Raw genomic sequence first — 23,268 nt, 5'->3', positions numbered from 1 at the left:
CATGACCAAGTTGAAACTCGGCCCGCTCCCCGACGACAAGCCCGTCAAGATCACCGTGGAACTGCCCGCACCGCTTCACCGCGATCTTGTTGCCTATGCCGAGGTGCTGGCCCGCGAAACGAGCCAGCCCGCCGCCGATCCCGTCAGGCTCATCGTGCCGATGCAGGAGCGGTTCATTGCAACTGACCGGGGCTTTGCGAAGGCGCGGCGTGCCGGCCCGCGCCCTGCAGGGCAGGTTTGATCGCCAATGCCTTTGCCAGGCTAAGGAGTCGTCGAAACGCTGGATTGTCATTTTTAGCGGACCACACTGCCGAGAAGGGAAGAACCTCACCGAGGATCGGTCGATAAGCAACGCCGGGAAACTGTGCCACGGTCATGGCTTCGCTCACAAGCGTCAGCCCCCGGCCGAGCGCAACGAGCGGCACAAGGTTGTCCCGGCTGACTTGCTGCATCTGGATCTCGGGGTGCTTTCCGAGACCGGCAAGGCAGCGAACCAGATAATCGTGAATCTCCTGGCCTGGTGCGGTCTCGCTCACCATGAAAGTTTCTTCGGACAGATCACGCCAGGTCAGCCCCTCACTGCAGGTCAAGCGGTGATCGGATGGCAGAACAGCGAACACGCGCTCGGACCAAAGGAGCTGTCGTTCACAATCGGGCCACTCCCTCGTCCCGGTGACGAAGGCGACATCGAGGTTCAACTGCCGGATCGCCGAAACATGCTCGACGGGATTACCGTCGACCATCTCGATCTCGACCTTGCGGTGACGACGACCATAGGTTCCAAGCAACTCGGCCAGGAAGCCCGAGGCGATCGAGGAGTAAATACCAATCCGTATTCTCCCCTCTTCAGATCGTCCGACCACCGCGACATCGTGCGCGCCTTCACTGACACTCCTGATCACTTCACGCGCGCGAATAAGAAAGCGCTGACCAGCATAGGTTTGCGTGACCCCCGATGTATGTCGGTGGAACAGGGATGCCCCGATATGACCCTCAAGATCGGCGATACACCGGCTGATTGCCGATTGCGACAGGCCGAGAGCCGCCCCCGCCTTGCGGAAACTGCCATGCTCGGCTGCAGCCACGAAATAACGGAGATGGCGAAGCTCGATGACATCACGTTGCCTGACCACGTCTTCCGTCATGCTGGCACCCTGCCATGCCTAGGAACGTCGAGGCCGGCGCTGCGGCTACCATAAAGGGCCAAACCAGTCATCAAAACGCCGTCCGGAACTCAAGGCCGAAGATGCCGTCCCTCATAAGCCATGGCGGCAAAGATTGCGTCATTGCGCTGATATCGGACATAAGCCCCGAGCGTGGTTCCAAAAGGTCGTCCTCGAAGTCGCTTACATGGCGGGCCACCCCAGACACCTTCATGCCGAACGCACCGGCCGCGAACATGGGCATAAAAAACCTCAAGCTCACCCCGTCACGTTCATTGAGCGGCGAAACAGCACCAGACTGGCCGCGAAGAAGGCGGCGCCGAGACTGATCATCAGCGCAAGCTGCATCCAGACCGCCGCCAATCCGGCACCACGGAAGGCAACCGCCTTAGCGAAGGCGAGGAAGTGGCGCGAAGGCAGCAGCATGGTCAGGCGCCGCACGGCGTCGGGCTGGCTCTCGATGGCGCTGAAGCCGCCTGACAGCATGATGATGGGGATGATGGTCATCACGATCAGGAGCGCAAACTGCGCCATGGAACGCGCCAGCGTGCCAAGCAGCATTCCGATCGCCGCCGCTGCCCACAGATAGACCGCCGCCCCCATGACCAGAAGTGGCATCGACCCCGCCACCGGCACGCCGAGGATGCCCTGCACCACCACCAGCAGCGAGCCAACAAAGGCCACCAATACGATAAGCATAACCGCCAGCACCTTGGACAGTGCCACCTCGACCGGCGAGAGCGGCATCACCATCAGATGCTCGATGGTGCCGTGCTCACGCTCGCGTAGCATTGCGGCGCCGGTCAGAACGATGGTCAGCAACGACAGCTGATTGAGCAGCGATGAAAGCGTCTTGAACCAGACCGGATTGCCGTTTGGGTTGAAGGCGCGGCGCAGTTCAAGATCCAGATCAGGTACGGGCGCGTCGGATCGGCCGGTCAGAAAGACGCGCGATTCGTCAGCTACGATATTGCGAAGGTAATCGCTGCCAAGCTGCGCCTGCGAGACGGCGGTTGCGTCCGCCAGCAACTGCGCCACCGGCGCGCGGCCAGCGATGGCGTCAGAACCGAAATCGGGCGGGAAATTCAGCGTGAACATCACGTCGCCCCGGTCCATCGCCGCCGCCGCCTGATTGGCGGTCATGTAGAGGGGGGGCTGGAACCAGGGCGGCATCAGGGCACTGGCAATCTGGCGGCTGAGTGGCGAGTTATCCTCGTCAACAATGGCAATGGAGGCATTGTGCACGGTGTCGCCCGCGCCACGCGCCTCCATCATCACAGCGAAAAAGAACGACCACAGGATCAGCCCCACCATGACCGGATCGCCGAGAGTGCTCTTGATCTCTTTGCCGATTAGCCAGAAGATGTTGAGGATGGCGCGCATCTTACCGCTCCTGTTTGCGCAGCAACAGGATGGCGATGGCGGTGAACGCTGGTCCGAACAGCGCCAGTCGCCACAGCGCATCGCCCAGGTCGGCAAGGCCCATACCCTTGGTGAAGCTGCCGACACTGACCATCATGTACCATGTGGTCGGCCATAGGTAACCAATGGTCTGTGCCGGCCCTTCAAGCGAAGAGACTGGCACCATCATGCCGGAGAACTGCATCGTTGGCATGACCGACAGAACTGCGGCAGCGAAGGCTGCCGTCACCTGTGTGGCCGCGATCATCGAGATCATCAGTCCCCAGCCGGTCGCCGCCAGCGCATAGACCAGTGTGGCCAGGACCAGCACCATTGGACTGCCTTTCAGCGGCACCCCCAGCACCACCACCACGAGCACAGTCAGAATGGCAAAGTTCATCAGCGTGATACCGACATAGACCAGTTGCTTGCCGATCAGGAACTCGGCCCTCCCGGTCGGCGTGACATAGAAATTGGTGATGGTGCCGATTTCCTTTTCCCGTGCCACGCTGACCGCCATCAGGATCGCCGGAAACAGCAAGAGCAGCATCGGTGGGATGGTCGGGCCGATGGCCGGCAAGCTCTCCATCGCCGAATTGTAGCGAAAGCGCGGCTCCATCTGCACGGCTGGCGTCACCAAGGCCGGGCCTGTCGGCAAGGTCGCTGCTGCCATCTGGTTGGCGCCGGTCACATAGCTTTCCACGGTGCCCGCGCGACTGGTGTCGGTGCCGTCGATGGTGGCGGCAATGCTGGTCCCATGGCCTGCGCGCAGGTCGGCACCGAAATCCGGTGGAATCTCGACCGCCAGTGTCAGCTCGCCGCTGGCAAGGCGCTCGCGCAGCGCGTCCACGTCGTGCAGATCGGCATGGCGGATGAACCAGCCCGAATCCTCGAAGGCTGACAGCCAGGCGCGACTTTCCGGGCTGCGGTCATGGTCCAGCACCGCGAAGGGGATGTTGCGCACGTCCTGCGAGATGCCGAAGGACATGATCAACAGCAGCACCGCCGAGCCGAGGAAGGCAAAGACCAGCCGCACCGGGTCGCGTCGCACCTGCATTGCCTCGCGCGCGGTATAGGCCAGCATCCGGCTGAGGCTGAAGCCGGTGGCATCGACAGGCGGGGCCGGCTCGCTTGCCAGCCCCTCGGCCACCGGCGCCTCGGGCGGGATGGCAGCGGAAATATAGTGGATGAAGGCCTGTTCCAGATCGGCTGTGCCGCTTTGTGCGACGATGCCCTGCGGCGTGTCAGTGATGAGGACACGGCCGGCATGCATCAGCGACATGCGGTCACAACGCAGCGCCTCATCCATGAAATGGGTCGAAATGAAAATCGTCACCCGATCCTTGCGCGACAGCTCCATCAGCAATTGCCAGAAATCATCGCGGGCCTGCGGATCCACGCCCGAGGTCGGCTCGTCCAGGATCAGGATTTCCGGCGAATGGATGACGGCAACCGCCAGCGACAGCCGTTGCCGCAAGCCCAGCGGCAAGCCGCCCGCAGGCTGGTCAAGGTAATCCGTCAGACCGAAGCGGGCGACCAGATCATCAATGCGGGTGCGCGCCAGTTCGCGGGGCAGATGGAACAGTCGCGCGTGCAGGACCAGGTTCTCGTGCACGCTGAGTTCGCCATAAAGCGAAAACGCCTGTGTCATGAAACCGACGCGGGCGCGGGCATCCATGCCCTGCTCGGCGATGGGGCGGCCGAAGATCCAGGCCTCGCCCTCGCTGGGTGGCAAGAGGCCGGTCAGCATCTTCATGGTCGTGGTCTTGCCGCAGCCGTTCGAGCCGAGAAAGCCGAAAATCTCGCCGCGTGGAATGTCGAAGCTGACGTTGTCGACAGCGGTGAAATCGCCGAAACGTCGGGTCAGGCCCCGCGCCTTGATAGCGATGTCTCCATCCGGTGAGGGAGTGGGTGTCGCGGGCGAGATCACCGGCGTATCTGCTGCGCCGTCATCCGCCCCGCCCGTGCGCCGCAGCAGGCTGACATAGGCATCCCCAACCGATACGGTGCCGGTCCGCCCCATCAGCGCCTGTGGCGAGCCTTCTGCCAGAACATGACCGTCGTTCATCGCCACCAGGTGATCGAAAAGCGCCGCTTCCTCCATATAGGCGGTCGAGACCAGCACGCTCATTTGCGGACGGTCCCTGCGAATGGCTTCGATCAGATCCCAGAACTGGCGGCGCGACAGCGGATCGACGCCGGTTGTCGGCTCGTCCAGCAACAGGAAGTCCGGGTCATGGATCAGCGCCGCGCAAAGCCCTGTCTTCTGCTTCATCCCCCCTGAGAGTTTGCCGGCGGGTCGCTCGAGAAAAGGAAACAGCCCGGTCGCCCGCGTCAGGCGCGCGATCCTTGCCGACCGATCGGCCCGGCCGAGGCCGAACAGCTTGCCGAAGAACTCCAGATTCTCGCGCACCGAAAGATCGTGGTAGAGGTTCTTGCCCAAGCCCTGCGGCATGAAGGCCAATCGGTTGCCGACCGCGTTGCGGTGGCGCGCGCTGCCCATGGCGCCACCAAGGCAGGTGATGCCGCCCTCCTGAAGGCGCTTGGCGCCAGCAACGAGCCCCATCAGCGTCGATTTGCCGACCCCGTCGGGGCCGATCAGCCCGACCATCCGCCCGGCGGGCAGGTCAAGCGAGACATCCGCAAGCGCCAGCACCTTGCCATAGCGATGCGTAACACCCTCCAGCCGGGCGACGGGTTCGGGCGTTGTCATGGCGTGTCTGCGCCGGCTGTCGCGGGCAGGTCGATCAACGGTGGCGTCAGGCCGACGGGCCAGCTTGGCAGGTGGCCATCCGGATCGGCCAACCGCACCCAGACCACGCCGCGCACGCCGGTCTTGACCTGATCTGCGCGCGCCTCGACCAGTTCAGGCGGCACCCGCACCCGGATACGAAACATCAGGTTTTCGCGCTCGGTCAGGGTCTCGACCTGTTTGGGGGTGAACTGGGCCTGCGGCGAGACGAACATCACCTGCGCCGGCATCGCGCGATCAGGCATGATGTCGGCCACGATCCGCGCCTCGTCACCGATTACCACCCTTGGTGCGTCAGCAGCGGGCAGGAAAAATTCCATATAGACATCTTCGAGACTGGCCAGCGTCAGGATATTGCCGCCGGCGCCGATGATCTCGCCCGGCTGGGCCAGCCGGTAAAGCACCCGTCCCGCTCCCTCAGCATGCAGCGTGGCATCTGCGATCCTGGCCGCGATCTCGTCGCGGGCTGCGGCCTCGGCATCGACACTGCGTTCCCGTGAACGAAGCGTTGCATGGGCCGCCGCAAGTCCGGCTTCGGCGACACTGACCTCGGTGCGCTTGATGTCCAGATTGGCTTGCGAGGTAATATCGCGGCTGGCCAACCGCTCGGTGCGGGTCGCCTCGCTCTCTGCCAGCGCCAGCCGCGCCTCGGCCTCGTCCACTTGAGCTGAGGCTACCCCGACGGCGGCATGGGCGCTCTCCACGGCTGCCTCGGCGCGGGCCAGTTGTGCGCGCAGTTCTGCCGTATCCATCACCACCAGCACGTCGCCTTTGCTGACCCGGTCTCCCTCGCGCACGCGGATTTCCGCGATGCGCCCCGCCAGTCGCGGCGAAATGTCGATCAGATCGGCCTCAATGCGGCCGTTGCCGCGCGAAAATCCATCCGGTGGCAGGTCGGAGGGCTTCAACAGCACCGTCCAGGCGCCAAAGCCCATCAGCCCGGCCAGCGCAATGGCAAGGATGATCATGGAAACACGGCGAGTCATGGTGTGACCTCGTTGCAGTCGTCGGCGTTCCCGGTCGGTGGGTTGGCGCCACCCAGGACGCCCGTGCGATAGATTACGAAAACTCGCAACGCATCGGCGCGCATCCGAGTCACGTCGCCATGCAACAAAAGCTGCACGACAAGACCCTGGATCATGCCCAAATAAAGCGTGGCTGCGGCCTCGATATCCAGCTCCCGGCTCAGCGCGCCTTCTGCCACGCCCGCCGACAGGATGCGGTGCAGCCGCGTGGCGTAGTTTTCAAGCAGCACGCGCGCCATTCGTTTCGCCGCCGTATCACTATTGCGCTGAAGCTGACCGAAGATCATCCGCGGCACACCGGGATGTTCGGCGATGAAGTCGATATGGCCCAGAAACATTGCCTCGAGGGCGGCCATGGGTTCGGCCTGCGCGCCCGCCAGCCGATCGATGCGCGCCAGCAGCCGGTCGGCCACCCACTCCATCGTCCCCAGCCAGAGCGCTTCCTTGTTCGGGAAGTGCTTGAACAGCGCCCCCTGCGTCATGCGCATATGTGCGGCAACCTCGGTGGTGGTGATGGTTTCCGGATTGGCGTGCGCTGCCAGTTCCACGACCGCCTCGACCGCCTCGGCGCGGCGCTGTTCGGCGGGCAGATATTTTGCACGCATGATTATGCCCTCGGATAAGCGTGTTTGATGAAAGTATGTGTTCACTTCCTATGAGTGTGTAGATGGCTCGTCAATGGAAAAATCTGGAGTAATAACCATTCACCATCCATGATTCACATGATAAATGAATAGAAGTGACTGATCGCTTGATTCTTGAATGTGGAGGTGCGCGATGCTGGCGAGAGCCAAATTCGAGGGTGGGGATCAATCGGAGACCTCTCAATGTTACGTCACACCAAATGCCCTCATCCTCATCGCCGCTTTAAGCCTGTCGGTTGTGGCACACCCCGCGCAGGCCGAGGTCATGAGTGCCGCCGAGATTGCGGAGCAGATCGTCGATAAGGATCTGGTCGCGCGGCGCATGGGGGCCAGGGTCCATTTGCGTTATGATGTCAGCGGCACAGTCACGATCCGCGCTCCATTCTTTTCCGGAACGGGTAGTTGGGAGCGCGATGGCGATCGGCTGTGCATGACCGTGAGGGGCGGACCAAATCCCGGAACCTCATGCCATAGCTTTGAGAACCTCGGTGGTGGGCGGTTTCGCAACTCTGATGGCATGGTGTTGCAGTTGAACTGAACCCACGTTTCGGGCGACAGGAAGAACCAACGGCCAGCAGGATATAAAGTATGATACGCAACTGGATATTCGGCGGTCTCGCCATCATCTTGGGGTTAGCTACTATTGCAGAAGGCGGCAGCGTTCTGCTCGGTAGCAGATCTGCAACCGCAGCAGCCGGCAATTTTGTACCGCTCGTGCTGTGGGTTAATTTTTTGTCTGGTTTCTTCTATGTTCTAGCCGGGGCGGGCATACTTATGGCCCGGCCTAGTGGGGTGTTTCTTGCTCGTGGACTGGCTGTAGTGCTGCTGGTGCTGTTTTCTTCTACGTCCTGCTGGGCGGTGCATGGGAGACGCGAACGCTGGGCGCAATGATCCTGCGCCTGAGTTTCTGGGCCGCCGTCGCCTTGCTGGTCAAACCGCGGTCGAAAGCTGCTCGAACAGCCTGACCCTGCGGAAATCGACATCGACAACATGCTGGATGGAGCGTCTTAGCCTGCTGATCAAGCTGCACTTCATGAGCCGGCGCTCTGTCATTGATTTGCAATCTTCATGGCCGGCATCATGGACCACCTGAGATGCGCATGGGACCGAGTCATACCCCGGCCGTCGGGCTGCCAATATCACAACTCAGGAACCCGGCAACACGCGTTGCACGACCGCAGCTTGCCATTCCTGGATCGCCTTTTGCAGGCCTTGAGCATAGGCAGTCTGCGCCGCAACCAGTGGTGCCCCCATGGCCAGGACCCCGCTCATGCTGGCTCCAGCCAATTGCATAAAAATATCTGTCGGCAAGCTGAAGGAAGTTTCGGGTTCGCATTGCTGCGAGACTCGGCCGACCTCTGCCCTGGTCTTTGCGATGACATCCTCATGATAGCGGCATGCGGCCTCAAGCCCGCGATGGCGGAAATCTTGTGACAGGTTCAGAATACGAAGCATCAGCTCTAAATTTGCCTTATGCAGGTTAAGAGGGTGCATATCGATCTCCATTGCAGACTCCTTGCGGTGGGATAGGGGCTTTGCCTGTTGCCTGACGCCCGCTTTGATCTGTCGCTTTTCCTGAACCACTGCGATCATCTCTCCAGCACGTAGGTGCCGGGAGCATCCCCCAGCGGCGCAAGGCCAGCTTTCGTGGCCCCCATCGACGGCGGGGCGACCTGCTCCTCGGACGAGCGCGTGGCAAGCCAATCGCCCCAAGCCGGCCACCATGAGCCTTGTTGCACGGGGATTTCCTCGCGCCACTTGTCGGGATCGGTAAAGCGCTGGCCATGTTTGCGCGTCGCGATCTGGAAGCTGCGATTGGCGCGCCCCGGCTCGCTGACCACACCGGCATTGTGGCCGCCGCTGGTCAGGGCAAAGGTGACGTCGGCGCCACCGATCACTCGATGGACCTTGTAAACGGTTTTCCACGGCGCCACGTGGTCGCGCACCGTGCCTACGGCAAAGACCGGCAGGTGGATGTCGCTCGGGACCGCCGGAATGCCGTCGACCAAATAGCGCCCGTCGGCAAAGTCGTTATCCAGATAGAGCTTGCGCAGATATTCGCTGTGCATCCGCGCCGGCATGCGTGTGGTATCGCTGTTCCAGGCCATCAGGTCAAACAGTTCTCGCCGTTCGCCCAGCAGATACTCCTTCGTTCGTCGTGACCAGATCAAATCCTGTGAATTGAGCAACTGGAACGCGCCCGCCATCTGCCAGCCGTCCAGATAGCCTTTATCGGCCATGATCGATTCAAGAAAAGCAAGCTGGCTTTCGCCGATGAACAGTGACAATTCGCCCGGCTCGCGGAAGTCGATTTCAGCCGCCAAGAGGGACATGCTGCGCAGCCGCTCATCTCCGTCACGCGCCATGGCGGCCGCGGCAATAGCCAGCAGCGTGCCGCCAAGGCAATAGCCGACCGCGTTCACCTGGCGCTCAGGCACGATGGCGCCCACCACATCCAGTGCCGCCATCACCCCAAGTTGGCGATAATCCTCCATCCCCAGATCGCGATCATCCGATCCGGGATTTCGCCACGAGACCATGAAAACGGTATGCCCCTGATCGACCAGCCAACGCACCATCGAATTATGTGGTGACAGGTCGAGGATATAGTATTTCATGATCCACGATGGCACGATCAGCACCGGCGCGGCGTATACCCTGGGGGTGGCGGGCGCATATTGGATTAGTTCGATCAGATGGTTTCGGAAGACGACCTTGCCCGGCGTCACCCCCACATTCTTGCCGACAATGAGGCCCTCGCTGTTTGCAGGCGGTGCGCCGGCGAGAAGGCCTCCCAGATCTTCCAGCCAGTTCCTCGCGCCCTGCAACAGATTGGCCCCAGCAGTCTCGGCGGTCTTTTGCAGCACCTCGGGGTTGGTCCAGAAAAAATTGACCGGCGACAACATGTCCAACCATTGTCGGGCGGAAAAGGACACCATGTCCTCATGCTGGCCCGAGACGCCCCGCACCCCGGACGTGGCGGATTGCCACCATTCCTGTTGCAGCAGGAAGCCCTGATGGATGACGTTGAAGGGCCATTTTTGCCAGGCGTCGCCTTCGAAACGGCGGTCCTGTTCCAAAGGCTCAACGCAGTTGGGGCAGTTGGGGTTGGCGGCCGAACGCAAGACATAGTTTAGAAACCGCCGGTGCCCGTCGAAGGCTTCTTCAAGCAATTTTCGCCGCTTGCCCGGCGAGATTGCCAAATGAAGCGCCCAGTCATGCCAAGCGAGTTGCGCGGCGGCGGGCGACAGCCCGCGGGTGGCGCGAGCAAGTGTCATATACGCCAGCTGATCCAGCGGGTCGGCGCGCTGTGGCTGACCATCGCCTGCTGTCGCGGGAACGCCTGCTACAGACGAATCAGCCATGGTCACGCTCCATCCTTATAGAAGTGCGTTATTACTTACTTTTTGCTCCAGGCACAACCATTTTATGTAACCGGTCTAGCCAGTCACCCATAGCCGTCACTTTGCCGTGATCCCTCCGGCGCTCAGAATGAAAGTTCCCGCCGCGGCCATCCCAGTCCGTTCCAGCACAAATGCACCGGCATCCGATATTGCCTGACCTGGTTGCAGACGCATGCTTGGATAGAGCGCGGCAAGCATCGCGTATCGGCTGTGCCCCTGAGCATCCGGGGATCGAATATCGGCAACATCAATGAGGGCGACACCAGAAGCTTCGGCGGTTACGGCGATTCGCGGATCCCCGACATTCAGCGCCCCGACCCGCGGTCTCCCGGCATTCAGCCTTGCCGAGATCCCCAACGCCCGATCGTCGGGGGCGACCAGCACGGTCAAGGGTGGGTCCAGCGGCCCTATTCCGCGGAGTTGTGCGCGAAATACGTCTACATCAATATCCGGTGCGGCCAGAACGACTTTTAGTCGGCGAAGAGTGGGATCATCCCCAGTCAATCGCAACTGGCGAAGTGCCTCCATTACCAACCACCCGCCCATTGAGTGACCCAACACGGTGATCGGGCCGATCCGTCTGTCCCGAGCCAGAGTTGCCAGCAGTCCTGTCAGGTGATCACGCGAGTAGGTTGCGGCCTCACGATCGGCGGCATATCCCATCATGGCCGCATTTGATGGCCAAGAGAACAGAATAGCCGCACCCTCTCCGCCGCTGTCATGGGTAATCTGCGCCAGGCGAAACAGGCCCTCCTGAAAACTGGTGTTGTAGCCATGCACGAAAACCCGCACGTCTGCACGTTCCGGTCCAGATGCAACGTCATCGATGAGGGCCGACAGCGGCATGTCCTGTCTGGCGGCGACGGTCATGGTGACCAATGGATCCGGATGCCGCCCCGGCCATTCGATGTTGCCGGCCTTGTGCGTGGGCGGGATCGAGATGGAAAAGCGTGCGGCCGAGAAGGTCGTGGCTCGCGCATCACTGAAACCAGATGCAGGATTGTCGGGGGATTCTTGTCGCAACCGGTTGGTTGCTGCATACAGGGTCACGACATCGGCTCCCGGCAGACTTGGACCCGGCACAAGGACGCTGTCACCTGGTCGAGATGCGCATCCAGCGCCCAGCCAAGGTATCACGAGAAGGACCAGCAGGAGGACCCGAACACGCATAATGTATCACGGCACCTTTCGTGAGGTCGAAAACCATACCGACGCATAATAGAAGTTATCACTCACTAGTATCAATCCCCAGGCAACCTCACCTTCAACTCACCAAGGCGCCTCAGTCATGTAAAGCAAGCATCCAGCCGGGCTGCGAACGGCCGGCCGAAGGTTGGTCCGATTGTCGCGACTATCGGGCGCCGGCAGCCTTGCTCAGCTTCCGTGAAGCTATCGGGAGAACCACGATCGCCTCAAAGCCGGACGAGCTTCCCGGCCTCGGCGATTGCAAGGTGAGCTTTGACGAAATCCGGTCCGCAATGCCGGCGACGATGGCAAGGCCAAGCCCGCTACCTTCCGTTTTGGCTGCCCCCCTCTCGAAACGACGGGTCAGCCGGCCAAGCGCCTCGGCGGGCACGACGGGGCCGTCATTGGCGACGCGGAACGTGCCGTCCTCACTGAGGCTTACCGTGATCGGTTTGTCAGATGCGCCGTGCCGCAGGGCGTTCTCAATGAGGTTGCGGCCGATGATGCCAAACGCATCGGGGTCGAGGTCGGACATTACCGGGTGCTCCGGCAGGGCGAGCGCGATCCGGTTCGGTGCTGTCCTCTCGATATCGTCCACGACCAGACGGGCGGTGATGCGAAGATCGGATAGGTGATCGAGCCGTAACCGCCCGCCTTCTGCTCGGGCCAGTTGCAGAAGCCGTTCCGCGATCCGGGCCAGCCGCTTCAGAGAAGCCTCGATCTCGGCGGCCCTGTGGCCGGCACCGGTATCTTTCGTTTCTACCTGTATCCGCTGGGCCTGCGCGATTGCGCCTGCGAGCGGTGTTCGCAATTCATGCGCTGCGTTGGCGGCGAAGGTGCGTTCGGCCTCGAATGTGGATTTGAGTTGCGCCAGAAGCACATTGATCGCCGCCCCCACCGGGGCGGCCTCGACGGGAAGATCGTCGCAGGCGACGGGGGCGAGGTCGCGCGGCGAACGCGCGGCCAGCCGGTCGCGGTAGCGGCGCAACGGGGCCAGACCCGAGCGGACAGTCAATACGATCGCCAACAGTGCGGCAGGGATGAATACCAGCAACGGCAACCCCAGGCCCGCCCAGACATCGCGTGCCGCCGCCGCGCGATGGGCAAGCGGCTCGGCGACCGTGAGGCGGATCGTGCCTTGGAGGGCGTCCTCGCCATACAGGCGATGGGTTGCGGTCGTGCGAAAGCCCGGCCCGTCCCATTCAGGGAAGATGGCGGGATCGGCCTCATGCGATTGCAGAAGAATTCGCCCTTCGTCATCGCGCACGATATAGGTGAGGAATTCGTCGTGGTCGCGCAGGTCGGCAAGGTGTTGTGTCACACCTTCCTCCTCACGTCCGACGATCTCGACAGCGGCCAGCGGCAGCAGGCGCTGCGCCGCCTCCTGTAGCGACGAGTCGAAGATCCTGTCCATCTCGTGCCGCAGCATGACCGCCGTGACGGCGGCGGCCGCGATCCACAGAAGCGTCAGAAGGATACCCAGCGACACCCCCAACCGCATCTGAAGGCTGCGTGGCATCGTCATGGCGAACCTAGCCGGTAGCCCAACCCGCGCTCGGTCTCGATCACCTCGGCGCCCAGCTTCTTACGCAGCCGGCTGACATGGACCTCGATGGTGTTGCTTTCCACCTCCGTATCGAAGGCATAAAGCTTTTCCTCAAGCTGTGCCTTGGACAGAAGATGCCCCGGGCGGGTGAGGAACGCCTCGAACAGTGCCCATTCACGTGCGGTGAGCTGCACCGGCCGGCCGTCGCGGCGGATGCTGCGCGAGGCAAGGTCGACGGCAAGCGCGCCGTGGACGATGATCGGGTTGGGATTGCCGCTATAGCGCCGCGCGACCGAGCCGATCCGCGCGGAAAGCTCGGCCAGATCGAAGGGCTTCACCAGATAGTCGTCGGCACCGGCGTTCAAACCTTCGATCCGGTCCGAAATCTGGTCCAGCGCGGTCAGGATGATCACCGGCGTCACGTCGCCGCTGGTGCGCAGCGACCGAAGGAAGGTGATGCCGCGTCCGTCGGGCAGCATGAGGTCCAGCAATACCAGATCATAGCCGGTGCCGGCCATCGCATCGCCGGCCGCGTCCAGACGCGTGACCCAATCCACCGACTGGCCACCCGCGGCGATCTGGTCCCGCACGGCGGCACCCAGAACGGTATCATCCTCGATCAGCAGGATCCGCATGATCTTCCTACTCGTTTGCCTCTGGCCATTATGGCGATCCAGGCTGACGCAAAGCTGATGGCGGGACGCCCCGGGCTTCAGCATCCCGTCAGGTTCGTGGCGCAGAATGTCATCCAATGGCCGTTATACGGAGTGTGGTCCATGAAGAGATCGCTGACAATTCTGACCTTTCTCGCGGCCCTTCCGTCCGGGGCTGCACTTGCCGGCGACGACTGTGCCGTGCCGCTGGCAGATTGGCAGCCAAGAAGCGCGGTAGTGCGGCTCGCGGAAGAAAACGGATGGGTGGTGCGGCGCATCAAAATCGACGACGGCTGCTACGAGATAAAAGGCACAGACCGGGAAGGACGCCGCATCGAGGTGACGGTCGATCCCGGCACGCTTCAGGTGATCGAGATCGAATACAAGGACGGAGATGATCGGCGCTCCCGTGAGGGCAGAGAGCACAAACATGACTGAGATGATGAAGGGTGACGGCATTCAGGACGTCGCCGATACTACGCGCACGGTGCTGGTCTGGGATCCGTTGGTGCGCAGCTCTCACTGGGGTCTGGTTGCCGCCTTTGCAGTGGCATGGCTCGCGGCGGACGAGGTGCAGCCGCTTCACGAGGCGGCCGGTTACGCGGTGGCGGCGTTGCTTGCCCTTCGCCTGATCTGGGGTTTCGTTGGCAGCCGCCATGCCCGTTTCACGCAATTCGTGCGTGGCCCCGCCGCGACGCTGGCCTATCTCGGGGACATGCTGCACGGGCGCGAGCGACGCCATCTCGGGCACAACCCGGCCGGCGCCGCGATGATCGTGGCACTCATGGTCACGCTTTCCGGCACCGCGCTGAGCGGCTGGCTGCTCGAACAATCGATCGAGGAAGCCCGGGCCGTGACGGTTGCGGGCGAGCACGGAAACCGGGAAGTCAGAGGGGATAAGACCTTGAAGGAGGTGCATGAAATGCTGGCCAACATGGCTCTGGTTCTCGTGGCCTTGCATGTTGGGGGTGTGGCCGTCACCTCATGGCGCCATCGGGAGAACCTGCCCCGTGCCATGGTCACGGGCCGAAAGCGCCCTCCCGGCACAAATGACGTGACCTGATCGTTACGTATTCCCGCTGTTCTGGCCCCGCCTGTTTGGCGGGACCTGTTTGTTTTGTGCAACCGCTGCGGTTCGTCGCGGCAGGCTGACGAGAAGCTGACGCAGGTTTTCCGCGGCGATCAGGATCACGTCAGCCGCCCCCTCCAGATTGGTTTCATCAGGCAACCAAGGCTGAGGAGCATAGCCATGAAAACCATCCTGACCGCCACCGCATTGGCCCTCGCGATCCCCGCCGGGGCCGCGTTCGCTGGTGAGAAATGCAACGTGCCGACCGAGAACATGCAATCGTGGGAAGCTCTCATTCAAGTGACCGACGAGTTCGGTTGGACCATCTCGAAAATGGAACTCGACGACGGCTGCTACGAACTGAACGTCATCGACCAGGGCGGCAACAGCCTGAAGATGACCGTCGATCCCGGAACGCTCGAGGTGATCGACGGCAAGGTCAAACGCTGGAGCGACGGCACCAAGCCCGAGAAGCGCAACTGATGGCTGCAAGGGTCCACCTCATCATCGAGGTGGACCTCTTTCCACACGGGCGTTCGCCTCGGCCATAGCCGGGAAAGTGCCCCCGAGATGATCGTAAAGGACATTCGAACCATGAAAACTCTATTGATCGCCGTAGCCGCTCTCGCGGTATTGCCTGCGGCGGGGGCGATGGCAGGTGACGACTGCCATGTGGGGCACGGGGCCTGGCAACCACGCGAAGCGGTAATGCAGGCGGTAACCGGCCTCGGTTGGCATGTTGAGAAGATCGAGGCGGACGACGGCTGCTGGGAGGTCAAGGGACGCGATGCCCAGGGCCGTCGCATCAAGGCCAAACTGGATCCCGCGACGTTGCAGGTCGTCAAATTGCGCCACAGGGATGGTCAGCAGATCCGCGAGCGGGATCGCGGCAATGCACCCACCGTCGCTCCGTCGGCACCCCCCTCCAATCCGCTGTTCCAGAACGGCACCCCGCCCGTTGTGCGGGTGAACTGATATATCAGGCAGAAGAGAGCAGAGTCATGAAATCCATCCTTGCAGCACTCGCGCTGACTTCGGCCTTGGTGGCGCCCAGCCTTGCCATGGCCCGGCCGGTTACCCTCACCACCACCCTGAACACGTACGGTGGCGATGGTGCCTATCTCGTCCTCTACGTCACCGATGCGCAGGGGGCGTATGCCGGAACCCTGTGGATGGCCGGCGGCAAGTCGAAGTATTACGAACATCTCAGCGACTGGTATCGCGCCACCGGCGGCGACCTGGCGCAGGTCGACGGCATCACCGGCGCCAGTGTCGGCGCGGGCCGGTCACTCGAAATCACCCTCGACCTTGCCGATGCGCTGTTCGATGCGGGCTATACGCTGCATGTCGACGCCGCCGTGGAGGACATGCGCGACAGCCCGAACGACATCGCCGTGCCGCTGACGACGGCAGGAGCGGGAAAGCCTGCGCCCGGCCGCAGGTATGTCGCCAGCCTCCGCTACGACATGTGAGGCAACGCCATGATCCGCACGCTGCATCGCTGGCCGGGTCTGCTGGCCCTCATTCTCGTCATGGCCCTTGCGTTGAGCGGCGCGGCGCTCTCGGTCTTTCCCGCGGCCGAGCGGCTTTCCACGCCGCAGGCCGAGGCCGGGCTGACCGTCGCCGATCTCGCAGGACGTATCCTGGCTGCCTATCCGGGGGTGGAGCAGATCCGGCGCGCGCCGTCGGGCCGGATCACCGCGTTCTGGTTCGACGACGGCACGCCCGGCGCCGCGGTAATCGACCCGGCGACCGGCAAGGGTATCGCCAGCGCCGATCCCGATCCGGTCAAACGCTGGTTGACCAACCTTCACCGTTCGCTATTCCTAGGCGATGCCGGTCGTATCGCCATGGCCATTGGCGCCGTGGCGATGCTGATCCTGTCGGCCTCCGGCGCGATGCTAGTCGCGCGGCGCATGGGCGGCTGGCGGCGTTGGTTCGCCCCTTTGCGCGGGCCGGCGTCGAGCCGCATCCATACCGGGATCGCCCGCGTGGCGGTCACGGGGCTGGTTTTGTCCTCGGCGACTGCACTGTGGATGGCCGCCTCGACCTTCGATCTTCTGCCGGATGGAGCCGCACCGCCGACCTTTCCGACTGAGGTCAGCGGCAGCACCGGGGTCTTGCTTGCTGCGATGGAGCCGCTCTCCGTGATTGCTGTCACGGAATTGCGCGAGCTGAGCTTTCCCTATCCTGGCGACGCCACGGACGCCTTCACTCTGAAGACGGATCGCGGCACCGGCTATCTCGATCAGGGGACGGGTGAGCTTCTGGCCTGGGCCGAGCTGACGATGTGGGAACGGATATCTGAAACCATCTACATGCTGCATACCGGGCAGGGGGCCGCATCTCTCGGCCTCGTGCTGGGTGTGCTGGCGCTCGGCGTGCCGGCAATGGGGGTGAGTGGTCTTGTGCTCTGGTTCGCGGGGCGGCGGTCAAGACCGCGTCTCCGTGGCAATCATCCTGCAAAAGGCGCTGCGACCATCCTGCTGGTGGGCTCGGAGGGCGGCAGCACCTGGGGTTTCGCTGCGACGCTCCAACATGCGCTGACCACGGCGGGCCAGCATGTTCATGTCGCGCCAATGTCCGGTTTCGAGCCGGCGCGCTATCCGCAGGCCGAACGGTTCGTCATTCTCGCCGCCACCTGGGGCGAGGGACAGGCTCCCGCCACGGCGAAGGGGTTCATTGAACGCCTCGCGGCGCTGGAATCTGTCCCTGAGGCCCCGCTTGCCGTGCTTGGTTTCGGCGATCGCAGCTTTCCCGCGTTCTGCGCGTTCGCCGATGAAGTCGCGAGTCGGGCTGCTGCCAAAGGCTGGGCGCAATTGATGCCCTTCGACACGGTCGATCGCCAGTCGCCGCAGGATTTCGCCCGCTGGGGCCGCGCCCTGGGGGCGGCGCTGGGGATCGAGCTTACGCTCGAACATGTGCCAACCCCGCCGGTGACGGGGCGGCTCACCCTGATCTCGCGCCGTGATTACGGGGCGGAGGTGCAGGCGCCGACCACGATCCTGCGCTTTGCCCTACCCGAGGCGACGTTTTTGCAACGGCTGACAGGTCGGGGGTTTGGCCGGTTTCAGGCCGGCGATCTCCTCGGCGTTCTGCCCGAGGGTGCGGACCTGCCGCGCTTCTACTCGCTGGCGTCCGGACGGCGCGACGGGTTCGTCGAGATCGTGGTGCGCAAGCATCCCGGCGGCCTCTGCTCGGGTCAGCTTCTGGCGCTGGAGCCGGGCCAGGCGATCCGCGCCTTGGTCCGGCATAATCCGGCTTTCCATGCCGCAGCAGGACGCTCGCCGCTGATCCTGATCGGCGCCGGCACCGGCATCGGCCCGCTTGCGGGCTTCATCCGGGGCAACAGCAGCAAGCGGCCCATCCATCTGGCCTTCGGGATGCGCCACCCCGACAGCGATTTCCTGTATCGCGACGATCTGGCCGGCTGGCAGGTCGATGGCCGTCTGGCGCGATTGACCACCGCGAACTCGCGCGGGGCAAAGCCGCGCTATGTCCAGCACTCGCTGCGGGCCGAGAGCGCTGAACTGATCCGGCTGGTGCAAGAAGGGGCGCGCATCATGGTTTGCGGCGGGCGCGACATGGCCTCGGGTGTGGCCGATGCGCTGACCGACATCCTCGCGCCGACGGGCCTTACCCCGCTCGCGCTGAAAGCGGAGGGGCGCTATGCCGAAGATATCTACTGACCCGGGCCGCCACGCACTGAACGGCCCGACCATGGGCACGCGCTGGTCGGCGCTTTTCCACGCCGATGCCGGGCTGGACCCCGCCCCGGTGCAGGCTGCCCTGCAAGCGGTCGTGACGGAGGTCGATGCCGCGATGTCGACATGGCAACCCGACAGCGACTTAATGCGCCTAAACCGGGCGCCCGCAGGCGCCTGGGTGGCCGTTCCTGCCGGCTTGGCCGAGGTGCTGAACCTCGGGCTGCGGATCGGGGCTGTATCGGGCGGTGCTTTCAACATCGGCATGGGCGATGCGGTGCGCGCCTGGGGTTTCGGCCCCGAGGAGGCCGATGCCGGAGCTATCCGTGCGACCATGGTAACCACGCGCCCGCCCGCGCATGAGGTGCTGGAGATCGACCGCACGGCCGGGTTGGCGCGAAAACATGCACCCATCACGCTCGACCTGAATGGCATCGCCAAGGGGTACGGCGTCGACAGGTTGGCCGAAATGTTGCAGGGCTTCGGCATCACCGGGTTCCTTGTTGGCATCGACGGCGAGATGCGGGCCTCCGGGCTGCGGCCCGACGGCATGCCCTGGACCGTTGCCGTCGAGGCGCCCGATCCCGAACGCCGCGCGCCCCACTCGGTCCTGATGCTGCAAGATGCCGCCGTCGCCACCTCGGGCGATTACCGGCATCATATCACCGTTCAGGGCCAGCGCCTGTCGCATACGATGGACCCGGCGACGGGCGGCCCGCTGCGGTCGTCGCCGGCCTCGGTCACGGTCGTCACGAGCAGCTGCGCCGAAGCCGATGCCTGGGCAACCGCGCTGATGGTGCAGGGTCCGCAGGCTGGCGGCGAACTCGCTGCACGCCTTTCCCTCGATGCTCTGTTTCTCATGCGCGAGGCAGGCGGCATCCGGGCCCATGCCGTCGGGGCGCTGTTCGACAGCCCGATGGTATCGGCGGCAGGCCGCGAGGGACTGGTTCGTGCCTGAGGTCTGTCCATTCGTGCAACAGGTCTTTGCAGGTTTCGTCAATTCTCGTGCGAGAACGGACAGCCTATGTCTATCCCAAGCCCGGCGCTTCTGTCGATGCCGGCCGCGGCCAGAACCACTTAGCAGATACAGGAGATCACCGTGCGGACTGTAAAATCTTTCACCACCGTCGCTGTCGCTCTCGCCCTTGCGCTGGGGCCATCCGGCATTGCTGCCGCGCAATCCCAGGGACATGACGGCCATGGCGCGGGGGCCATCAAGATCACGCTGAACGATGGCGTCAAATGGCAGGGCGATCAAAACATGATCACCGGCATGACCGCGATTCACGGAACCATGGCCGCGAACCTGGACGCGATCCACAACGGCACCCTGCCGGCCGAGGTTGCGAAAGGGGTCGCTGCCGATGTCCAGAAGCAGGTCGATTTCATGGTCGAGAACTGTGTGCTGGAACCCGAGGTGGACGAGCAGTTCCATATCGTCCTCGGGGAGGTGATGACCGGTATCTCGGCATTGGAAGCCGGCGAGGTCGAGACTGGCGCGGTGACGATTGTTCAGGCGTTGAACGCCTATGGCGAGCATTTCGAGCATCCGGGCTGGCAGAATTTCAACTGAGGCCTATTTGCGCAAGTCAGAAAGGGGCCGGACCGGCAGAGGCGTCATGCCCCTGCCGGTATCGCCTTGCATGGGCAGCGCCCCTCCAGCAGATCGGCATCGGCGGCCAGGGCTGCGGCCATGAAATCCACGAAGATGCGAATGCGCGCGGTGTGGCGCAGGTCTTCATGGGTCAGCACCCAGAGATCCAGCATGAAATCCTCGGGCAATGCGGCGGCGCGAATCAGTGCGGGGTCGCAATCGGCAACCACGCAGGGCAGGGCTGCAACACCGATCCCCGCTTGCGCCGCGGCATGGGCGGCGATGATCGAGTTCGTCCGGTAAACCTGCCGCATTTGCGGCCACCAGCGCGCCAGACTGCGGCTGAGCGGACCATGGGCCGCGCCGTAGCTGATCCAGTCGCCATCGGCCGGGTCGCTCAGCCCTCGCGCATGAAGGCCGGGCGCTGCATAGATAGCGAAGGCCAACCGCCCGACCCGCCGTCCGACCAGTGTTTCCTGCCCCGGATTGCCAAGCCGCAACGCGACATCGGCTTCGCGCCGTGTCAGGTCGAGCACGGTATCGGCTACGACCACCTCGATCTCGATCCCCGGCCATTCCGCCCGGAACGCCGCGATATGCCGCGGAAGAACCCCGACGGCCAACAGGTCGGTCGCGGTGATACGGATCATCCCGCTTGGCCGCTGATCCTGCCCGGTGACCTTCAGCGCCAGCGCCGCAACCTCCTCCTCGATGCAGGTGACAGAATCGCGCATCTCTTCGCCGGCGGCCGTCAGGGCATAGCCGCCGGGCAGCCGGTCAAAAAGTCGTACACCCATCCGCTGCTCGAAAGCGCCGATGCGACGAAAAACGGTTGAATGGGTCACGCCAAGCACCCGTGCCGCGCCCGAAAGCGATCCCGCTCGGGCTACGGCAAGAAACAATCGCAGATCGTCCCAGTCCTGCGCCTGTGTATTCATGCAAGGTCTCCGTGCCGATTTGAATAATGTTGATCCTGAGAGGACAGAACATATTGAATCGGCAGGCAATAATGAGGTAGCTGCGGTGAACTAGACATGACCAGAATCGCCCTGTGCAGTGTCGAGCTCCCCTGTTTGTCCTGCGTCGCTCAACTTGAGGAGGAGAATGTCTTAAAACTCTTCGGCACGTGGTTATAAGCTGATTCTATTATGCGCCAACCGCAGCAGGAATCCCTTCAAAGGTTTTAGGATGGTCTGCCCAAGTTTCGCGACAGAATCGCCGGCATTTTTCTTGGAAATCCTGTCGCAAAAGCCCGATGCAAAAGTCAAAGCTTGTGCGACAGACTTACGCATCAGGTCGCGACGCGGAATCCGGGCCGCTGCGCTCTATTGCATGGCCTAGAGATCAAACTTACCTCATGGCGAATAGCTCGTGATGGAACCGCTTCGCGACTGGCAGTCCCTGCGCGGCAAAATCCCGCCGCAGCGCCTCACCGAACCCCGTCGGACCGCAGAACCAAATGCTGGCGTCGCGCCAATCCGGCACAGCCGCACGAATACGCTCGCCGGTCAGTAGGCCGTCGCGGGAATCAACCAGGACATGCAGACGGACGCCCGCCGATTTCGCATCCGCCGTCAGCTTGGCGATGGCCTTCTCGTCATAGTCGGCGGTCGTGTGAAACAAGTCGATTACGGGATGAGGCTGGACCAGATGCACGCGCCGTTCTTGCGTCAGATGCTTCATGCCGGCGATGAACGGCGTGATGCCGATGCCGCCGCCGATCCAGATCTGCCGGGGCTGACCGTTGTCGAAGTCGAAACAGCCATACGGCCCTTCGATCCTGACCTCCTGGCCCACGTTCAGCTTCTCGCGCAGACGGCTGGTGTGGTCGCCGAGTTCCTTGGTCACGAAGGTGATGCGTGGATCCTTTTCGTTCCAGGCAGAGGCGATCGTGTAGGGATGAGCCCCTTCGGTACGGTCGGACAGGGCGAAGGCAAACTGGCCAGGCTTGTGGCCGGGCCAGCCCTGTTGCACCTCGATCTCTGTCTCGAGAGCCTTCACACCCGGATAGTAATGGAGCGAGGCGATCCTGCCCCGAACCTGCCGCCCCGCACCGACGAGGCGTAGCAAGACTACGACCGCCGCATAAGTACCTGCCGCAAGAAGCAGCGCCATCACCGCGCCGATTGGCGACGTCCAGTAGCTGAACGTGGTCAGCACCACGGCATGGAACACGAGTATCAGGTAGACGACGGCCAACAAGCGGTGCGTTTTATAGAACGGCCGGTAGGGGAAGTATTTGATGAGCGCCAGCGCGATCAGCAGCACAGCAGCATAGAACGCCCATTCGCCTAGACCCTCCGCCGTCCCGCGCTGGCTCATGAGAAACTGCTCGATCGGATTTTCCAGGGACGGCCTCTCACCGCGCACCGGCGGCGCGATCACGCCCCAGCCCACCGCCCATTTCGGCCCTTGGCTCCACAGCCAATGGATCACCGAAATGACGAGAGCCGCTATGCCCAGCCATTTGTGCAGCCGGTACATTTTGTCCAGCCCGCCGAACCACCGTTCCGGCCAGCGCGGCCGCAGCGCCAAGATCATGGCAACGCTCATTGCAGCCATGGCGATGATGCCAGTGTACTGGACCATCGTTCCCCGAAGCACGAAGAAATTGGCCGGTTGGAATACCGTGGGCTCCGCGACCAGCCACAAAACGGTCAACAGTGCCAGAGCGCCCCAGAAGGTGAGCTTGATGTGCTGCATCGCGGCGAGTTCTTTCTATAGTGGCCACTGTGCTTTCGTGTATCGCAGGAAGGATTCAGACTCGTTGACGCAGGTCAAGAGTGGAACTTGCCACGCATTTGTCGCGAAATCGTGAAGACTACTCGAACCTGGCATCGCCTTTGACGATGCCTCGGCGTTGGCATTGGCCGCGCTTCCGGAGCGTGGGCATACGCTGGTGATCGTTCCTCTCGATGGGTGCATCGCGGGAATCTTGTGCCTTTCGATCAATTGTGCCCCTCGGCCGCCGGCCATCGCCCGGCTTCATGACATTGGAATCCGGCACATCACCAGGCTAACCGCGAGCAGCTACAGGTTCCCGCCGCTCGTCTGCCCGACGACAAGCTCCACCTTATCCCTCGGTTTCAGGCCGAGGGCACCAAGTCGCCATGATCGGCGACGGCATC

General features: G+C 63.0%; 23 protein-coding genes. 11 read left to right on the top strand and 12 right to left on the bottom strand.

The genetic code is table 11. From position 1 onward, the window contains the following. Position 1: 1 nt before the first annotated feature. Complete coding sequence (locus tag XINFAN_RS00875) at positions 2–241, top strand: DUF2274 domain-containing protein (protein WP_124084653.1); 240 nt, start codon at positions 2–4, stop codon at positions 239–241. On the opposite strand, the gene XINFAN_RS00870 is transcribed toward XINFAN_RS00875, so the two are convergent. From XINFAN_RS00870 to XINFAN_RS00850, 5 genes are all read right to left on the bottom strand, one after another. Then, entirely contained in the window at positions 174–1,145 is a 972-nt protein-coding gene (locus tag XINFAN_RS00870) for a LysR family transcriptional regulator (protein WP_094463109.1), read from the bottom strand. The two genes, XINFAN_RS00875 and XINFAN_RS00870, sit on opposite strands and share 68 nt — an antisense overlap. 276 nt (positions 1,146–1,421) lie before the next feature. Beyond that, positions 1,422–2,546 carry an ABC transporter permease gene (locus XINFAN_RS00865; protein WP_094463107.1) on the bottom strand — a complete coding sequence of 375 codons (1,125 nt, stop codon included), beginning with the start codon at positions 2,544–2,546 and terminating at the stop codon, positions 1,422–1,424. 1 nt (position 2,547) lies between these two features. After that, the gene (gene rbbA, locus XINFAN_RS00860; RefSeq protein WP_094463106.1) at positions 2,548–5,277 is read right to left on the bottom strand and encodes a ribosome-associated ATPase/putative transporter RbbA; all 2,730 of its coding nucleotides are present in this window, start codon (positions 5,275–5,277) and stop codon (positions 2,548–2,550) included. After that, positions 5,274–6,302: an HlyD family secretion protein gene (locus XINFAN_RS00855; protein WP_094463105.1), complete on the bottom strand. Its 1,029-nt coding sequence runs from the start codon at positions 6,300–6,302 to the stop codon at positions 5,274–5,276. The genes rbbA and XINFAN_RS00855 overlap by 4 nt, the downstream gene beginning before the upstream one ends. Beyond that, a complete protein-coding gene (locus tag XINFAN_RS00850) occupies positions 6,299–6,946 on the bottom strand; it encodes a TetR/AcrR family transcriptional regulator (protein ID WP_094463104.1) in 648 nt (215 codons plus the stop codon). The genes XINFAN_RS00855 and XINFAN_RS00850 overlap by 4 nt, the downstream gene beginning before the upstream one ends. A gap of 172 nt (positions 6,947–7,118) precedes the next feature. Here XINFAN_RS00850 and XINFAN_RS00845 point away from each other — a divergent pair, with 172 nt between their 5' ends. Both XINFAN_RS00845 and XINFAN_RS00840 read left to right on the top strand, forming a co-directional pair. Further along, a complete protein-coding gene (locus tag XINFAN_RS00845; protein WP_124084652.1) occupies positions 7,119–7,523 on the top strand; it encodes a hypothetical protein in 405 nt (134 codons plus the stop codon). A gap of 50 nt (positions 7,524–7,573) precedes the next feature. Next, entirely contained in the window at positions 7,574–7,876 is a 303-nt protein-coding gene (locus tag XINFAN_RS00840; RefSeq protein ID WP_124084651.1) for a hypothetical protein, read from the top strand. Positions 7,877–8,131: 255 nt separating this feature from the next. On the opposite strand, the gene XINFAN_RS00835 is transcribed toward XINFAN_RS00840, so the two are convergent. The 5 genes from XINFAN_RS00835 to XINFAN_RS00815 all read right to left on the bottom strand — a co-directional run bounded on the left by XINFAN_RS00835 (position 8,132) and on the right by XINFAN_RS00815 (position 13,755). Then, on the bottom strand, positions 8,132–8,491 hold the full coding sequence (locus XINFAN_RS00835) for a hypothetical protein (protein WP_124084650.1): 360 nt from the start codon (positions 8,489–8,491) through the stop codon (positions 8,132–8,134). A gap of 83 nt (positions 8,492–8,574) precedes the next feature. Then, entirely contained in the window at positions 8,575–10,350 is a 1,776-nt protein-coding gene (locus XINFAN_RS00830; RefSeq protein WP_094463101.1) for a PHA/PHB synthase family protein, read from the bottom strand. Positions 10,351–10,446: 96 nt separating this feature from the next. Next, on the bottom strand, positions 10,447–11,439 hold the full coding sequence (locus tag XINFAN_RS00825) for an alpha/beta hydrolase (RefSeq protein WP_160144506.1): 993 nt from the start codon (positions 11,437–11,439) through the stop codon (positions 10,447–10,449). A 301-nt stretch (positions 11,440–11,740) separates the two neighbouring features. Further along, entirely contained in the window at positions 11,741–13,099 is a 1,359-nt protein-coding gene (locus XINFAN_RS00820) for an ATP-binding protein (protein ID WP_124084648.1), read from the bottom strand. Continuing rightward, on the bottom strand, positions 13,096–13,755 hold the full coding sequence (locus XINFAN_RS00815) for a response regulator transcription factor (protein ID WP_062562794.1): 660 nt from the start codon (positions 13,753–13,755) through the stop codon (positions 13,096–13,098). The genes XINFAN_RS00820 and XINFAN_RS00815 overlap by 4 nt, the downstream gene beginning before the upstream one ends. 141 nt (positions 13,756–13,896) lie before the next feature. Between XINFAN_RS00815 and XINFAN_RS00810 the strand changes: the two genes are divergently transcribed. The 8 genes from XINFAN_RS00810 (at position 13,897) to XINFAN_RS00775 (ending at position 20,119) form a co-directional block, all read left to right on the top strand. Then, positions 13,897–14,211 (top strand): PepSY domain-containing protein, encoded by a 315-nt coding sequence (locus XINFAN_RS00810; protein ID WP_062563333.1) that lies wholly within the window; start codon positions 13,897–13,899, stop codon positions 14,209–14,211. After that, the gene (locus XINFAN_RS00805; protein ID WP_062562795.1) at positions 14,204–14,836 is read left to right on the top strand and encodes a cytochrome b/b6 domain-containing protein; all 633 of its coding nucleotides are present in this window, start codon (positions 14,204–14,206) and stop codon (positions 14,834–14,836) included. The genes XINFAN_RS00810 and XINFAN_RS00805 overlap by 8 nt, the downstream gene beginning before the upstream one ends. 186 nt (positions 14,837–15,022) lie before the next feature. Next, complete coding sequence (locus XINFAN_RS00800; RefSeq protein WP_062562796.1) at positions 15,023–15,325, top strand: PepSY domain-containing protein; 303 nt, start codon at positions 15,023–15,025, stop codon at positions 15,323–15,325. 87 nt (positions 15,326–15,412) lie between these two features. Next, on the top strand, positions 15,413–15,817 hold the full coding sequence (locus tag XINFAN_RS00795; protein WP_233352083.1) for a PepSY domain-containing protein: 405 nt from the start codon (positions 15,413–15,415) through the stop codon (positions 15,815–15,817). A 26-nt stretch (positions 15,818–15,843) separates the two neighbouring features. Continuing rightward, complete coding sequence (locus XINFAN_RS00790; protein ID WP_062562798.1) at positions 15,844–16,314, top strand: DUF2271 domain-containing protein; 471 nt, start codon at positions 15,844–15,846, stop codon at positions 16,312–16,314. A 9-nt stretch (positions 16,315–16,323) separates the two neighbouring features. Next, positions 16,324–18,531, top strand: a complete 2,208-nt coding sequence (locus XINFAN_RS00785) for a PepSY domain-containing protein (RefSeq protein ID WP_124084647.1) — start codon at positions 16,324–16,326, stop codon at positions 18,529–18,531. Beyond that, on the top strand, positions 18,512–19,504 hold the full coding sequence (locus tag XINFAN_RS00780) for an FAD:protein FMN transferase (protein WP_062562800.1): 993 nt from the start codon (positions 18,512–18,514) through the stop codon (positions 19,502–19,504). Before XINFAN_RS00785 ends, XINFAN_RS00780 begins: the two co-directional genes overlap by 20 nt. A 141-nt stretch (positions 19,505–19,645) precedes the next feature. Then, positions 19,646–20,119: a hypothetical protein gene (locus tag XINFAN_RS00775; RefSeq protein ID WP_062562801.1), complete on the top strand. Its 474-nt coding sequence runs from the start codon at positions 19,646–19,648 to the stop codon at positions 20,117–20,119. Between the two features lie 44 nt (positions 20,120–20,163). Here the strand turns inward: XINFAN_RS00775 and XINFAN_RS00770 are convergent, their stop codons facing one another. Further along, positions 20,164–21,078 (bottom strand): LysR family transcriptional regulator, encoded by a 915-nt coding sequence (locus tag XINFAN_RS00770; protein ID WP_062562802.1) that lies wholly within the window; start codon positions 21,076–21,078, stop codon positions 20,164–20,166. Positions 21,079–21,490: 412 nt separating this feature from the next. Continuing rightward, positions 21,491–22,843: a ferredoxin reductase family protein gene (locus XINFAN_RS00765; RefSeq protein WP_062562803.1), complete on the bottom strand. Its 1,353-nt coding sequence runs from the start codon at positions 22,841–22,843 to the stop codon at positions 21,491–21,493. Positions 22,844–23,268 lie beyond the last annotated feature (425 nt).

The sequence above is a fragment of the Pseudogemmobacter humi genome, assembly GCF_900609055.1.
Lineage (GTDB): Bacteria > Pseudomonadota > Alphaproteobacteria > Rhodobacterales > Rhodobacteraceae > Pseudogemmobacter > Pseudogemmobacter humi.
This window is presented reverse-complemented; position numbering and strand designations above follow the sequence as displayed.

Excerpts from the sequence above, each read along its gene's own strand:
- XINFAN_RS00830 (WP_094463101.1), bottom strand. The coding sequence starts at position 10,350 with ATGGCTGATTCGTCTGTAGCAGGCGTTCCCGCGACAGCAGGCGATGGT.
- XINFAN_RS00875 (WP_124084653.1), top strand. The coding sequence starts at position 2 with ATGACCAAGTTGAAACTCGGCCCGCTCCCCGACGACAAGCCCGTCAAG.
- XINFAN_RS00850 (WP_094463104.1), bottom strand. The coding sequence starts at position 6,946 with ATGCGTGCAAAATATCTGCCCGCCGAACAGCGCCGCGCCGAGGCGGTC.
- XINFAN_RS00840 (WP_124084651.1), top strand. The coding sequence starts at position 7,574 with ATGATACGCAACTGGATATTCGGCGGTCTCGCCATCATCTTGGGGTTA.
- XINFAN_RS00800 (WP_062562796.1), top strand. The coding sequence starts at position 15,023 with ATGAAAACCATCCTGACCGCCACCGCATTGGCCCTCGCGATCCCCGCC.
- XINFAN_RS00855 (WP_094463105.1), bottom strand. The coding sequence starts at position 6,302 with ATGACTCGCCGTGTTTCCATGATCATCCTTGCCATTGCGCTGGCCGGG.
- XINFAN_RS00785 (WP_124084647.1), top strand. The coding sequence starts at position 16,324 with ATGATCCGCACGCTGCATCGCTGGCCGGGTCTGCTGGCCCTCATTCTC.
- rbbA (WP_094463106.1), bottom strand. The coding sequence starts at position 5,277 with ATGACAACGCCCGAACCCGTCGCCCGGCTGGAGGGTGTTACGCATCGC.
- XINFAN_RS00845 (WP_124084652.1), top strand. The coding sequence starts at position 7,119 with ATGCTGGCGAGAGCCAAATTCGAGGGTGGGGATCAATCGGAGACCTCT.
- XINFAN_RS00790 (WP_062562798.1), top strand. The coding sequence starts at position 15,844 with ATGAAATCCATCCTTGCAGCACTCGCGCTGACTTCGGCCTTGGTGGCG.
- XINFAN_RS00835 (WP_124084650.1), bottom strand. The coding sequence starts at position 8,491 with ATGGAGATCGATATGCACCCTCTTAACCTGCATAAGGCAAATTTAGAG.
- XINFAN_RS00795 (WP_233352083.1), top strand. The coding sequence starts at position 15,413 with ATGATCGTAAAGGACATTCGAACCATGAAAACTCTATTGATCGCCGTA.
- XINFAN_RS00870 (WP_094463109.1), bottom strand. The coding sequence starts at position 1,145 with ATGACGGAAGACGTGGTCAGGCAACGTGATGTCATCGAGCTTCGCCAT.
- XINFAN_RS00815 (WP_062562794.1), bottom strand. The coding sequence starts at position 13,755 with ATGCGGATCCTGCTGATCGAGGATGATACCGTTCTGGGTGCCGCCGTG.
- XINFAN_RS00805 (WP_062562795.1), top strand. The coding sequence starts at position 14,204 with ATGACTGAGATGATGAAGGGTGACGGCATTCAGGACGTCGCCGATACT.
- XINFAN_RS00810 (WP_062563333.1), top strand. The coding sequence starts at position 13,897 with ATGAAGAGATCGCTGACAATTCTGACCTTTCTCGCGGCCCTTCCGTCC.
- XINFAN_RS00820 (WP_124084648.1), bottom strand. The coding sequence starts at position 13,099 with ATGACGATGCCACGCAGCCTTCAGATGCGGTTGGGGGTGTCGCTGGGT.
- XINFAN_RS00865 (WP_094463107.1), bottom strand. The coding sequence starts at position 2,546 with ATGCGCGCCATCCTCAACATCTTCTGGCTAATCGGCAAAGAGATCAAG.
- XINFAN_RS00765 (WP_062562803.1), bottom strand. The coding sequence starts at position 22,843 with ATGCAGCACATCAAGCTCACCTTCTGGGGCGCTCTGGCACTGTTGACC.
- XINFAN_RS00780 (WP_062562800.1), top strand. The coding sequence starts at position 18,512 with ATGCCGAAGATATCTACTGACCCGGGCCGCCACGCACTGAACGGCCCG.
- XINFAN_RS00770 (WP_062562802.1), bottom strand. The coding sequence starts at position 21,078 with ATGAATACACAGGCGCAGGACTGGGACGATCTGCGATTGTTTCTTGCC.